We start from the raw sequence: 12,689 nt of genomic DNA, 5'->3' as shown, positions 1-12,689 counted from the left end.
TATTTTGAAAAATGGGAACACTTTTTTAATGAGAAGCGCCTCAAAGATGTTAGTTCAAATCGTTTGCCGGCAATTTCTTTTTGGCGTAGTATAAAGTGAAACTTCAATCATTGTGGGTTTTCGTTCTTTCCCCACTGATTGTTAGTTAAACGAATCGGGGTGTTAGCGTCCGTTTACTCCCACTCAAAACTAGTGTATCACTTCATGTAAGTGGGATCTTACGGACGGTTTCACCGGGATAAGTGGTACAAAATAATGATTTAAAGGAGCGTCCGTCATGAAAGCAGTTGTCGTTAATCAGCCTGGTGGTGCAGAACAGCTTCAACTAGAAGAGGTTAGCAAACCTTCTCACAGAAAAGGGGAGCTTCTCATAAAAGTAAAAGCAGCAGCTATCAACCGTACGGATATTATTTCACGTGAAGGAAAATCAGGCTATATGAAAAACCCTATTCTCGGGGTTGAAGTAGCGGGAGAAGTCGTAGATGGTGGAGAGGAAGCAACTGTCCCACTTGGTACTAGGGTAATGGGACTTGTTAATGGTGGGGGCTATGCAGAATATGCAGTGATGCCAACTGATCGGGCAATGGTTATCCCGGATAGTCTCAGTTATGAAGAAGCTGCCGCTATACCCGAAGTGTTTCTTACCGCGTTCCAAACCTTATTTTGGCTTGGTGAACTTTCCGATAAAGAGACCGTATTAATTCATGCAGGCGGAAGTGGTGTAGGAACTGCTGCTATTCAATTGGCCAGCCAGTTAACCAATGCTAAAATCATTACTACTGCTGGTTCCAGGGAAAAATTAGATTACTGTCGATCACTTGGAGCAGATATTGGGATTAATTATAAGGAACAAGATTTTGCTGAAGAAGTTTTAAAAGAAACAAATGGTGTTGGTGCTGACGTTATTCTAGACTTTATCGGTGCCTCTTACTGGGAAAAGAACTTGAAAAGTATCGCTGTAGATGGGCGTTGGGTCTTAATTGGCATGCTTGGTGGAAGTAAAGTAGATGAGATTGACCTCATGTCCCTTATGGGCAAACGAGTCCATCTTAAAGGGACACTTCTCACCCCAAGAAGTGATGATTATAAACAAGAACTTACGAATGATTTTGCAAAAAACGCCTTGCCACTGTTTAAGCAAGGTAAATTAAAAGCAATCGTGGATCGTGTATTCCCTATGGAAGAGACTTCCGAGGCACATCGCCATATGGAAGCAAATAAAAATATTGGGAAGATCATTGTAGCAATGGAATAAGTGATCCAAAGGAGACGTTTCTCTTAGCAGAGAGACGTATTTATAGTCAGATAAGAAGCATCAGCAGCCTGCTTTAGGTCGTTGGTGCTTCTTTCAATTGGTAGGTAATCCATGCTTCTGACGCTTTGAATGGGAAACTCCTCATTATTTCCATGGCAAATGGATCTGTTGTATCAAACTCCCCATCCATAAACCGAAAACCAGCTTTTTTTGCAAAAATTAATTGGCATAAAACTAGACTTTCGAGCTCTTTTATCCCCTCAAGATCACGGGAACCACACCAACCAAGTTCCACTCTATCCAATTCTGTTGAATGATGTAGGAAGGTATAGGCCAACAATTTCTGAGTCCCTTTATCTATAGCTAAATAGCTTCCATTTTGAATTAAATCTTCCGCAAACACTAGCTTCTCCCACGACTTGAAATCAAGATTTGCCACAGGATTAATAAAATGTGTCCGCTCGTAATTACTTTTCACCAAGCTTATTAATTCATGTCGCAAAGTATCATTCACTTGTACTTCTGTGAGTGGAAGAATAGTGGTATTGTCTAGTTCTATAACCGAATTTCCACTTATTTTCTCAACATCTAAACACGGCATATATGTTCTTCTTACTTCTTTAAACCCATGCTTTTCATAAGTAGTTCTCTGCTTGGTAGAAGAGTGCCATAGTGATGTCTGGATAGGAAATGTCACTTCATCTTGAATTAATTTATTCAGAAGGGATCTTCCAATTGCCTCGTGATCTGTGTTTCTCTTATTTATAATTTTCATATATGTACAGTAGGGATGAAATTGGTTTTGCCAGGAAACAAGGATTCCAGCTATCATGTTTTTTTCCCATGCTATGTATGCATATTGATGCTTGGCATCCTTTAATAAATTCAAAACTTCTTCGTTATTGTTATCTTGATTTAACCATTCACGAGCTTCATTAAAGTCTTCTATCGTTAATTCTTTAACTTTTAATGACATATTTTCCTCCATCTCCGCACTCTATCGTGATTCTTCCACCCAAAAGCTTTCACTGCTCTCTGTAATCAACCTATATTACGCTTACGGAAGGACTGCTAAATTTTTGACTTTATTCAACTATGTTCAAGCATTATGTGTTAATTTAATTCTATATATAGAATATTATAATAGAAAACAGCGTACAGATTGGAGGCGTTTAATGAGAAATAAGAAAAGTCTTTTACTTATAATAAGTGTGCTCATTATTGCAATAGTTGGTTTGCTATACTTTTTTAAATTAAATGATCATACTTCGTTTGAAAATATAGTACTGAATGATAAAGAAGAAATAACTCAGATTGATATTATTAGATCTTCTGATAATGCTGTTGAAACCATTGAAAATGCAAATGAGATCGAACAAGTATTAAACATTCTTTCAGACATTAGAAAAATTAAAGAAACGGATGACGATTACCCAAATATTAATGAGCTATATTGGATTACAATCAAAGAAAATGGACAGAGACAATACGGAGTGACACTTATGTTAGGTAAAGAAGATGACTTTGTGTCCATATTTAACTATGACGGAGGAGACAGCTCTACTTATAAAATACTTGAAAGTAACAAATTGGAATTAATTGACAATTTTTTTGAAGAGTAAAGAAGAATGTCTGCTATGATCAAACATTCTTCTTTTTAACCTTTCACAGTTGTCCATTAGATCTTTCCTTTTTATAAATCAGATAGTTTTCCCAACTACTTTGATGTTGATTAACAATTCATTTGTCGGGGTTAAATGGTAATGGAAGCTTTATCTCCACAAGCGAATTTTGTCACATTTTATGCTGTTTTAGCTTGTTTTGTAGAAACTATTGCATTACCAAGCAAAGTTTTGCATACTTACTTTTGTGCATTTATGACGAATGTCCCAAAATATTTTCATATATGAAGAAAAGGAGCTTTTTAGTTATGAAAGTTATTAAACCAGCCGAAGCAAAACTAAACCAAGCAATCATCGTAAAACAAAAGGAAATGCTCGAATGTGCTAAACGTTATGGCATGACCGATCGACGTACCGTTCTGTGTAGCCAGCAGCTTGACGTCTTGTTAAACAAGCAGTTAAAAACTTCCCTTTCACTAACTGGGTAAAGAACTCAGATAGATCACCAGAACTCTTTGTTCTGCTTATAAACAGGATTCCGGAATCCAGCCAACTTCACCTTGTTTGTTTTTTATTAATACATAGCCAGTGCAGTCAGCATTTATAATAGAAATCACGTCACCTTCGTGTACAGATAAGAAGGTTGTACTCACATCACCTTTGCTACGTGTTGTTCTTCCAGAATGAATAAGATATTCATTTTTCACCCATTGTTTTACTCCTAGGCTCTTATTCTCACAGAATGTAAAAAACGTATCATCTTTTAGCAACGTAAATTCATAATTGGGATAGGTGACTGTGCCAATGCGTCCTGTCAGGTCCTTATGTGCTTGTTGCACGGTGGCTCTCTTATATATTTCATCTACAAATGTATAGGAAAAATACCCATTCTCATAGAGGACCGCGTTCAGCTGGCCATCTAATTTTATTTGGTTCCCACCATCCATGGTAATGATCTTTTTTTCTGTATCTATGATTGGATTATTGGAACTGATTTTATCCGCGGTATAATTTACCGCGGGCCAGTGGCCAACAATAACGGTTTTGTCTGCCTGGTGGCCTTCCTCGTAAAAGGAAGGCATAGCAAGAGCTGACTGTTCACTTGTATTTTCCCAGTCAAGCCTGTTCTCAATTCCAGCATGTACAAGGATAAATGCATCTGTTTCATAAGCCAGTGGCCTGCTTATTAGCCATTCCATCTCGTTAGAAAAATGCTCTCTGTAAAAATCACCCAGTTCCTTTAAGCTTGAAAAGTCATCTAGCTTCTTTTGTTTAAGATGAAGCATGTCATGAAGAATAGAATTGGGTTGATTTTTGATATAGTTCCATACTCCTTCATTCTCATCCAGTACATATTGAAAGAGAATGTCGCAATTACCTTTTGTGATAAAGACACGGTTTGAAGACTGTTCTAATTCCATGGCATAACGTACAACCTCCAAGCTATTTGGACCTTTTTCACAAAGGTCGCCATTAATGAATAGATAATCCTCTGACGTGTACACTACCTTATCTAGCAGTCTTATAAATAATTCCTTGCTTGCATGAATATCAGAGACAATGATAACTCTTTTACCTGGTTCTAACTGTAATTTCTCTATCTCATGCATAGTTAATCACCTTTCTTGTCGTTTTACATTTCGCTTGGAGCTTGCATTCCAAGCAGGCTTAGTCCCTCTTTTATGACAATGGCAGCACATTCGACCAAGGCCAATCGACTTGCTAGCTGATTATCCTCTTGTAGAATTTTACAGTGCGCATAGTATTTATTAAATTCTCGGCATAACGAGAGAAGGTAAGTTGCAATCTCAGAAGGGTTTGCCTGTTCATAGCTCTCTTGAACTTTGGTTGGAAAATCCATCAGCTTTTTCACTACAGACCAACTAGGCTCATCTGACAACCCATCAAGGCTTTCATTACCATTATAACGATTCGATTTTCTTAGAATGGAACAGGCTCTTGCATGTGTATATTGCACATATGGACCGGTCGCACCTTCAAATCGCAGCATGTCCTTAAGAGAAAATTCAACAGAATGCTGGGGATCTGTTTTTAAGTCTTGAAAAATGATTGCCCCAATTCCAACATCGTGGGCAACTTTAGATTTGTTTTGCAAAGTAGGATTCTTTTCTTCGATGCTTTTCTCTGCCATCGCAATCGCTTCTCTTAATACATTCTCTAAGAGGACGACCTTTCCCTTTCTCGTTGACATCTTTTTACCGTTTTGCAAAATAAACCCGAAAGGAAGATGCTCTAGCTGACTTGCCCAATTAAATCCTAGCTTTTTTAATACCAAAAAAACTTGCTGAAAATGGAGACTTTGCTCCTGTCCAACAACATAGACTGATTTGGCAAACTGGTACTTTTTATGTCGGTAGATGGCCGCAGTCAAATCTCTTGTCGCATAGAGTGTTGCCCCATCCGACTTTCGAATAAGACAAGGAGGTAAATTATGCTCCTCCAAGGTAACAACTTCTGCACCCTGAGAAGTAGAAAGCAACCCCTCTCCCTTTAGTAACTGAATCGTTTCCTCCATTTTATCATTGTAAAAAGCTTCCCCATTGTATGAATCGAAGTTTACGTTTAAAAGCTTATAAATCCCTTTAAATTCTTCCAAGGAGACTTCTCGAAACCACTGCCATAATTCCAACGCTTTTTTATCCCCTTGTTCGAGTTTAAGAAACCAGAGACGTCCTTCCTCTTCCAGCCTTGAGTCCACTTCCGCTTCCTCATGAAAACGAACATAAAGCTTTAATAGTTCCTTAATAGGATCTTGGCGTACAACCTGCTCATTCCCCCAACGATAATAAGCAGAAATGAGTTTTCCAAACTGTGTACCCCAATCCCCTAAATGATTAATACGTATTGCCTTGTAACCGCATTTTTCTAATATATTGGCATAAGCGTTTCCTATCACTGTGGAGCGTAGGTGGCCCATTGAAAAAGGCTTTGCAATATTGGGAGAAGAGAAGTCTATAGTTACCTTTTCTCCTTGCCCTACAGACAGTGACCCATATGCTTCTTTTTTCGTTTGAATCTCCACTAATACTTCCTTACTAACGTGTTTCTTATTTAAAAAACAATTTACATAGGGTCCTTCAGAGACTACTTTACTAAAATAAGAACTTTTTGTTTTAGTTGCTAATTCCGTTGCAATAGAAGCTGGATTCTTCTTGTATACCTTTGCCAGTTCAAAACACGGGAAAGCAAGATCTCCTTGTTCCTGGTATTTGGGGAACTCAATTTTCTCTAAAACTTCATCCTCTGTTAATACCCCTATCGTTTCTTCTGCAATTTTCTTAGCAAATAGCTGTTTACCCTTCACCCCATCATCTCCTTTTCAATATAAAAAAATCCCGCCTCTATATAGAGACGAGATTACCCGCGGTACCACTCTTTTTGTTCAAATTGAACCAAGCTTGAAATGATTAACGTTCATCAACCGGCACACCCTACTAGCACTCGTTCAGGCTGCTTCTCAGAAGTCCGCTTCATTATCACTGTTCTGTTAGGCTCACACCAAATCCTAACTCGCTTAAGAATCTATGATAATTACTCTCTTCTTCACAGAATTCACTTATAATTTTTGTAATCATAGCTGAAATCACGCTCCATGTCAACTCTAAAAATGATATTTCATGCCTTCATGAGAATCGATAAAGCCTAACTTTTTATAAAATCGAAGTGCGTCTGGCCGTTGTTTATCTGTAGTTAGCTGCACCACATGACATCCTTTTTCCTTTGCCCGTTGGATAGCCCACGTCATTAGCTGCTCCCCAATTCCGCTCCCACGTGCCCTTGAATGTACTCTAACACTCTCAATTAATGCTCTCCACCCACCTTGATAGGTTAAATGCGGGATATAGGTTAGCTGGAGAACCCCGATAACTTTTTCACTTTTTATCGCGACAACTAATTCATTGTTATGATCCTGATCAATTGCCTGAAAAGCCTCCAAGTAGCATGTAGGAAGCGGCTGTTCATAACGCTCTCGCTTATTCCCAAGCTCATCATCTGCAAGCATTTGCACAATCTCACTAACATCCTCTTCCATAGCTATTCGAAAACGAACAGTAGTATTCATTCTCATCCCCACCTATTTTACTTTCATCATACGTCGGCTATCTACTCTCTGCATAATACCGATTTGTAATCGAAGTCAATAAGTAAGGTTAATACATCATCCTTCTTGTTTACTAGATTTGAACATATGCATGCTCCATCCAAGTAGGAGGACCGCCAGGAGAAAAACTGCTGGAAAACTTTGATACCATGGTGCCTCATTTTGTAGAAGAAGTACATTATAATGTAGAAAACAGTAGCATGACTGCACCCACTGAAGAAGGAAAATACTACTATAACATTATTACAGAATGGGATGGTGAACTGATTGGAACAGCAATATATGCTTTTGCTATATTAGTACGTGAAGAATAATGTCCTCATAATTTTGGATCGTCCTTTTTAGAGTGGAATTGATTCATGATTTGCTGGAATATAAACGCCTTTAGATCTACAAATCGTGGATAAATGGGCTTGTCCGTTGAACCTGCAATAATTAACGGTACGAGCGACTCCTGTTTATGCAAGGAGCCGTGCGCTGCCCCTGCCAAATGAAATGGTGTCGACTGGGCCTTGAATTCACATCCTGGCTTGGCATTTACCACAATAAACCGGCCCGATTGGGAATGAAGGGCACCGTATAGTCTGGATAATGCGTCCGGGAACTTTCCGAAAGCAAGTCTGCCTCCATCGATCCTTTTTAAATCAAGCACTTTAAGATCCCCTTCAATATGCCAGCTTTGACCATAAATATCTTGTGTGCTTCCACCTGGAGAAAAGGTTAAATGTCCATCTACTATTCCAGATTCAACTTGAATACTGTTTTGATCCTTCCAGGCGATCACATCAATTCTCTTATCCGCTTTAAGGGGCTCTATTAATGGTGACAATGGCAGCTTTTCATCTAGCACGTAAATATAAGCCATACGTTGATTCACACTAAAAACGAGTTGATCCTTTTTCTGAACAGGGCGTTGAATCTTTGCGATCCGATAATTAGAGAGTGATTTGCGTAAATCAATCACAACTTGCTTGTAACTCATCCCAGAAGGGGCGTGGCCATTATCACCAATTACAAGCCAGATATTCTTTTTTAGAGCTTCTTCCCAGCTTGAGTATAGGTTTAATATCTTTTGTATTTCACGGTCGATTTTTGTAATTCCTTTTATATCCATGGGTCCCCTAAAATGAATCCGAGCGTCCAAGTCCTGAAATATACAAAAAGTAAAGCCCGGAAGTCTATTCGTGCGAATTAAATGGCGCAGCTCCCGTGCCGTAAATTTGTGATTCCCTGCAGCTAGCTGTGTAGGAAAACCCCATCTCCTAATTTTAGAAAAGACACCCAAGGAAAAAACAGGCGTCGTCTGACTAATCCACGTTCCTTTTTCAAAACGCGTTAATCTGCGCAGTAACAGAGGCGCCTTCAACCTTTTAGGCGTATTTCCTCGATAAACAAACGAATTAATTGAGGCTGAGGACACCCCTTCTTTTGCAAGGTCTTCGTAAATGGTGGTTACTCCTGTACTCATATGCTCATTATTTAGTCGGTAGAGCATGTTATGTATAGATTTACGCATACCAATTCGAAAGGTCTCCCTAACACCAGTTCCATAGTTGACAAATTGCTTTTTGTTCGTATCAAACCAATTCAATCCCGGAATATGATGTTGATCAGGATAGGTGCCAGTTAAAAGGCTACTATCAATGGTGACGGACATGGTCGGATACGAGCTGACCATCTCAGGAAAATAGGTACCATTTTCCATTAGGAACTTAAGTGCTGGGGCACGTCCTGTTTGGACCGCTACCTCAAGTGGATAGGACATTAATGAATCTATGTTTAACAGTATTACTGGCTTTTCCGGCTTTTTGTATTGGGGCATTTTTCTATTCTTCCTCTCTATACAATGTTTAACTAGCCCTAGTTTAACCAGGCATGATGAAACAATCCGTATAGAGATTCACTTTGTGGTGCTCTGGTTTCACTTTGTGGTGCTCTGGTTTCACTTTGTGGTGCTCTGGTTTCACTTTTCGACGTTCTGGTTTCATTTTGTGATGCTCTGGCTTCACTTTGCGACGTTCTGGTTTCACTTTGTGGTGCTATGGTTTCACTTTCACTCTTTCTCGATTCTCTTTGCTCGCTCTAGATTCTCTTTGCCTCTCTTAAGAGTCACTCCACAGCAAGCATGTCAGAAAAACAAAACTCCCCTAGCAAGATACACTCACCTTGCTAAAGGAGTTTCAATTCCACCTATTTATCCAGCACCGTCTTGGCGATGTTCTGATCTAACTCTTCGAAATCATGATAGGAAATTGTTTCGTATAGCTCTTTTCTTGTTTGCATATCTGAGACACCTTCCTTTTGTGTCCCTTCCTCTTTTATTAATTGGAAAATCCGTTCATATGCCTTTGCCGCTACGCGTAATGAGGTAACTGGATAGATTACCATTTTAAAGCCCATATCCTGGAAGGCTTCCGCGGATATATATGGCGTCTTACCAAACTCGGTCATATTGGCTAATAATGGGACATCCACCTTCTCAGCAAAGAGGCGGAATTCTTCATCTGACTGCAAGGCCTCTGGGAATATCGCATCTGCTCCTGCCTCCACATACGCTAAGGCGCGCGCTATTGTAGCCTCCATGCCTTCATCGGCTCTGGCGTCCGTTCTAGCAACAATGACAAGAGAAGGTGCTGATTTTTTTATTGCCTGGATTTTCTGTGCCATCTCCTCTATTGTCACAAGTTGCTTTCCATTCAAATGCCCACATTTCTTTGGAAGCTGTTGGTCCTCAATTTGTACGGCAGCTACGTTTGCTTCTACCATTTCCCTTGCAGTACGTGCGACATTAAGTACCCCGCCAAATCCTGTATCAATATCAACCAACACAGGAAGGTTCGTTGCACGAATGAGATCACGTGCCCTATCGGCCATTTCAGTTGATGTGACCATTCCTAAATCTGGCAGTCCCTTGCTTGCGGTATAAGCGCCACCAGATAAATATAGTGCGGAAAATCCTGCCTTTTTGGCAACAAGTGCTGCCATGGCATCATGGGCACCGGGAATTTGCAAGATGGTTTCCTGTTGAATCAATTCCTTAAATTGCTCGGCTAGCTTCTGCTGTGGTACAGCTTCGTCTACAATCCACGCCATCGTACATTCCTCCTATTTAAAAAAAAGCTCCATAAATTCATTCACGTTCATGTTTGCAAGTGTTTCGTACTTGTAGCTTACTGCTTCAATTTGCTCTAATTGTTTTCTTGGATATTGTGTAGCCAAGTTTGCTGCATATTTTTCTAATACTTTCGGTATCGCTTCTTCCCGGCGGAAACGGTGTCCAAGTGGATATTCACAAGCTACACTCTCTGTTGATGTACCATCTATAAAGTGAACCTGCACAGCATTCGCAATCGACCTTTTTTCTGGATCCAAATAGTCCTCGGTGTATGCTTTGTTTTCTGTCACAACCATTTTATCTCTTAATTTATCAACAAGTGGATTCGCAGCAGCTTCATCTTCGTAATCCTCTGCCACAATGTTTCCATTTAGTAACCCGATTGCTGTAATGTATTGCAAGCAATGATCGCGATCTGCCGGGTTGTGCAAAGGTCCTTTTTTATCAATGATACGAATTGCAGATTCATGAGTAGAGATGGTAATTTGATCGATTTCGTCCCAACGACCCTTCACTTCCGGATAAAGCTGGACGGCCGCCTCTGCAGCTGTCTGTGCATGGAACTCTGCAGGATAGGAAACTTTAAATAAAACATTTTCCATCACATAGCTATCAAGAGGCTGATTTATTTTTAGTTCCTGCTTATTGAACAATACATCCTGGAATCCCCAGCCTGGCGCACTAAGTGCGGTTTGATAGCCCATTTCACCTTTCATTGCCATCATCGCAAGACGTACTCCACGACTAGTCGCATCACCAGCAGCCCAGGATTTTCGCGAGCCTGTATTTGGTGCATGGCGATAGGTTCGCAAGCTAGAATTATCCAGCCAAGCATTTGATAATGCATTTACAATTTCGTCACGACCACCACCAAGCATTTTTGTAACAACTGCTGTAGTAGCGATTTTCACATACAATACATGGTCAAGCCCCACACGATTCAGGCTATTTTCAAGCGCGAGTACACCTTGAATTTCATGTGCTTTAATCATCATCTCTAGTACGTCCTGAACTTTTAATGGCGCTTGGCCTTTTGCTAGTCTTTCCTGACTAACATAATCCGCGACTGCCAATATTCCACCCAGATTATCTGATGGATGACCCCACTCAGCTGCCAGCCAGGTATCGTTATAATCAAGCCAGCGAATGATTGCGCCAATATTAAAGGCTCCTTGAACTGGATCTAACACATGAGAAGTGCCTGGTACTCTTACACCTTTAGGCACGACAGTACCTGGAACAATTGGTCCGAGTAGCTTCGTACATTCTGGATAATTTAATGCAAGGACCCCACATCCTAGTGTATCCAATAGCACATAATGTGCCGTGTTGTATGCCTCAGTACTCGTAATATCTTTATTCAATACATAATCCGCAATTTCCTCTAGTAAAACATCTGTTTTGTTCTGTTCACTCGTTGTTTGCAAAAGACTTCTCCCCTTTTTCGATTAGTAGCTATTCCCAATATAATTCACACGCGGGCGGAACAAACGATTATGTTGATGTTGTTCGATCACGTGTGCGGATAAACCAGCAGTTCTGGCACTAAAGAAAATCGGTGTATACAAGCCGATTGGAATCCCTAACATCCAGTACACAGGAGCGGCATAGTAATCCAGATTTGGATAAAGACCTTTTTCCTCACGCATCACCTTTTCCCCAGCCTCGCACATTTCCAGTAATGTACGATCACCTTTCTTATCACATAACTCTTTTAAGGATTGTTTCATGACGAGCGCCCTTGGATCCATTTTCTTCATGTAGACCCGATGCCCAAATCCCATTATTTTTTCTTTTTGACTAAGTTTCTTCATAAGTAATTCTTCAAAGGCTGCTGCCGACTTAACTTCGTTCAACATGTACATGACCGCTTCATTTGCTCCACCGTGCAGATTTCCTTTCAAGGAAGCAACACCCCCAGTTAAGGAGCCATAAAGGTCAGCGTTTGTAGACGCGATAACCCTTGCAGTAAATGTTGAATTCGGCATCTCGTGCTCACTATATAAAAGAAGGGAACGATCAAATATTTCCGTTTGCCATGGTTCCGGTCTCTCCCCTGTTATCATGTAAAGGAAATTAGCGCTATAGGACAAATCCTGATCTGGCTGCGCTTCCTTTTGGCCATTGATTAGCCGGTAACTGTTTACGGTAATGGCAGGTAATTTACCCAGTAGGCGGTATGCTCTCTCCTTATTCGCTTCCACCGAACGGTTCTCAAGATCGTCATCATAACCTGAAAGCGCTGACAAACCTGTCCGCAAAGCATCCATTGGGTGGGTGTTTTCTGGTAAGAGATCAAGTACTTTCAACACATTCTGCGGGATATCGTAATGAGTCATAAGTTTTTCTTTTAGGTCGCTTCTCACTGCTTCATCTGGCAGGCTTCCTTCTAAAAGGAGATACACCATATCGAGGTAATCATTTTTTTGCGAAAGGTCAATGAGTTCATGTCCTCTTATAATAATTTTTTCCTGTTCCGTGTCTAAAAAAGAAATCTCTGTTTCTGCAGCAACCACCCCTGCAAGACCAGGAACATACTTTTCTTTCGTATCCATATTTTTAACCTCCTAATTT

Annotated in this window: 13 protein-coding genes and 1 other annotated feature; of the genes, 4 read left to right on the top strand and 9 right to left on the bottom strand. The window is 40.2% G+C overall.

Annotated features, from left to right (window positions below; translation table 11 throughout):
• The first annotated feature begins 277 nt into the window (after positions 1-277).
• Positions 278-1,255, top strand: a complete 978-nt coding sequence (locus K3T81_RS11955) for an NAD(P)H-quinone oxidoreductase (RefSeq protein ID WP_238020307.1) — start codon at positions 278-280, stop codon at positions 1,253-1,255.
• Between the two features lie 73 nt (positions 1,256-1,328).
• On the opposite strand, the gene K3T81_RS11950 is transcribed toward K3T81_RS11955, so the two are convergent.
• Positions 1,329-2,231 carry a GNAT family N-acetyltransferase gene (locus tag K3T81_RS11950; RefSeq protein WP_238020306.1) on the bottom strand — a complete coding sequence of 301 codons (903 nt, stop codon included), beginning with the start codon at positions 2,229-2,231 and terminating at the stop codon, positions 1,329-1,331.
• Positions 2,232-2,430: 199 nt separating this feature from the next.
• On the opposite strand from K3T81_RS11950, the gene K3T81_RS11945 reads away from it, so the two are divergent.
• Both K3T81_RS11945 and K3T81_RS11940 read left to right on the top strand, forming a co-directional pair.
• Positions 2,431-2,877 (top strand): DUF5301 domain-containing protein, encoded by a 447-nt coding sequence (locus K3T81_RS11945; RefSeq protein ID WP_238020305.1) that lies wholly within the window; start codon positions 2,431-2,433, stop codon positions 2,875-2,877.
• A gap of 308 nt (positions 2,878-3,185) precedes the next feature.
• Complete coding sequence (locus tag K3T81_RS11940; protein ID WP_106895906.1) at positions 3,186-3,365, top strand: aspartyl-phosphate phosphatase Spo0E family protein; 180 nt, start codon at positions 3,186-3,188, stop codon at positions 3,363-3,365.
• A 36-nt stretch (positions 3,366-3,401) separates the two neighbouring features.
• Here the strand turns inward: K3T81_RS11940 and K3T81_RS11935 are convergent, their stop codons facing one another.
• From K3T81_RS11935 to K3T81_RS11925, 3 genes are all read right to left on the bottom strand, one after another.
• Entirely contained in the window at positions 3,402-4,487 is a 1,086-nt protein-coding gene (locus tag K3T81_RS11935; RefSeq protein ID WP_238020304.1) for a metallophosphoesterase, read from the bottom strand.
• A 23-nt stretch (positions 4,488-4,510) separates the two neighbouring features.
• Positions 4,511-6,202, bottom strand: a complete 1,692-nt coding sequence (gene argS / locus K3T81_RS11930; protein ID WP_238020303.1) for an arginine--tRNA ligase — start codon at positions 6,200-6,202, stop codon at positions 4,511-4,513.
• A 40-nt stretch (positions 6,203-6,242) separates the two neighbouring features.
• Positions 6,243-6,454: a binding site (T-box leader), on the bottom strand.
• A gap of 45 nt (positions 6,455-6,499) precedes the next feature.
• Positions 6,500-6,961 carry a GNAT family N-acetyltransferase gene (locus K3T81_RS11925; protein WP_238020302.1) on the bottom strand — a complete coding sequence of 154 codons (462 nt, stop codon included), beginning with the start codon at positions 6,959-6,961 and terminating at the stop codon, positions 6,500-6,502.
• Between the two features lie 188 nt (positions 6,962-7,149).
• Here K3T81_RS11925 and K3T81_RS11920 point away from each other — a divergent pair, with 188 nt between their 5' ends.
• Complete coding sequence (locus K3T81_RS11920) at positions 7,150-7,314, top strand: hypothetical protein (RefSeq protein ID WP_238020301.1); 165 nt, start codon at positions 7,150-7,152, stop codon at positions 7,312-7,314.
• Positions 7,315-7,319: 5 nt separating this feature from the next.
• Here the strand turns inward: K3T81_RS11920 and K3T81_RS11915 are convergent, their stop codons facing one another.
• The 5 genes from K3T81_RS11915 to mmgD form a co-directional block, all read right to left on the bottom strand.
• Positions 7,320-8,822 carry an alkaline phosphatase family protein gene (locus K3T81_RS11915; RefSeq protein WP_238020300.1) on the bottom strand — a complete coding sequence of 501 codons (1,503 nt, stop codon included), beginning with the start codon at positions 8,820-8,822 and terminating at the stop codon, positions 7,320-7,322.
• Positions 8,823-8,865: 43 nt separating this feature from the next.
• The gene (locus tag K3T81_RS19490) at positions 8,866-8,988 is read right to left on the bottom strand and encodes a hypothetical protein (RefSeq protein ID WP_275949834.1); all 123 of its coding nucleotides are present in this window, start codon (positions 8,986-8,988) and stop codon (positions 8,866-8,868) included.
• Between the two features lie 202 nt (positions 8,989-9,190).
• Positions 9,191-10,093 carry a methylisocitrate lyase gene (prpB, locus tag K3T81_RS11910; RefSeq protein WP_238020299.1) on the bottom strand — a complete coding sequence of 301 codons (903 nt, stop codon included), beginning with the start codon at positions 10,091-10,093 and terminating at the stop codon, positions 9,191-9,193.
• Positions 10,094-10,105: 12 nt separating this feature from the next.
• The gene (locus K3T81_RS11905) at positions 10,106-11,542 is read right to left on the bottom strand and encodes a bifunctional 2-methylcitrate dehydratase/aconitate hydratase (RefSeq protein ID WP_238020298.1); all 1,437 of its coding nucleotides are present in this window, start codon (positions 11,540-11,542) and stop codon (positions 10,106-10,108) included.
• A gap of 21 nt (positions 11,543-11,563) precedes the next feature.
• Positions 11,564-12,670 carry a citrate synthase gene (gene mmgD / locus K3T81_RS11900; protein ID WP_238020297.1) on the bottom strand — a complete coding sequence of 369 codons (1,107 nt, stop codon included), beginning with the start codon at positions 12,668-12,670 and terminating at the stop codon, positions 11,564-11,566.
• Positions 12,671-12,689: the final 19 nt, after the last annotated feature.

The organism is Oceanobacillus jordanicus (assembly GCF_022095695.1).
Taxonomy (GTDB): domain Bacteria; phylum Bacillota; class Bacilli; order Bacillales; family Amphibacillaceae; genus Oceanobacillus_B; species Oceanobacillus_B jordanicus.
The sequence above is the reverse complement of the archived record's forward strand: the minus strand, read 5'-3'. Positions and strand labels throughout refer to the sequence as shown.

Coding starts and splice junctions, on each gene's coding strand:
- K3T81_RS11955 (WP_238020307.1), top strand. CDS start 278: ATGAAAGCAGTTGTCGTTAATCAGCCTGGTGGTGCAGAACAGCTTCAA.
- K3T81_RS11950 (WP_238020306.1), bottom strand. CDS start 2,231: ATGTCATTAAAAGTTAAAGAATTAACGATAGAAGACTTTAATGAAGCT.
- K3T81_RS11945 (WP_238020305.1), top strand. CDS start 2,431: ATGAGAAATAAGAAAAGTCTTTTACTTATAATAAGTGTGCTCATTATT.
- K3T81_RS11940 (WP_106895906.1), top strand. CDS start 3,186: ATGAAAGTTATTAAACCAGCCGAAGCAAAACTAAACCAAGCAATCATC.
- K3T81_RS11935 (WP_238020304.1), bottom strand. CDS start 4,487: ATGCATGAGATAGAGAAATTACAGTTAGAACCAGGTAAAAGAGTTATC.
- K3T81_RS11925 (WP_238020302.1), bottom strand. CDS start 6,961: ATGAATACTACTGTTCGTTTTCGAATAGCTATGGAAGAGGATGTTAGT.
- K3T81_RS11920 (WP_238020301.1), top strand. CDS start 7,150: ATGGTGCCTCATTTTGTAGAAGAAGTACATTATAATGTAGAAAACAGT.
- K3T81_RS11915 (WP_238020300.1), bottom strand. CDS start 8,822: ATGCCCCAATACAAAAAGCCGGAAAAGCCAGTAATACTGTTAAACATA.
- K3T81_RS19490 (WP_275949834.1), bottom strand. CDS start 8,988: ATGAAACCAGAACGTCGAAAAGTGAAACCAGAGCACCACAAAGTGAAA.
- prpB (WP_238020299.1), bottom strand. CDS start 10,093: ATGGCGTGGATTGTAGACGAAGCTGTACCACAGCAGAAGCTAGCCGAG.
- mmgD (WP_238020297.1), bottom strand. CDS start 12,670: ATGGATACGAAAGAAAAGTATGTTCCTGGTCTTGCAGGGGTGGTTGCT.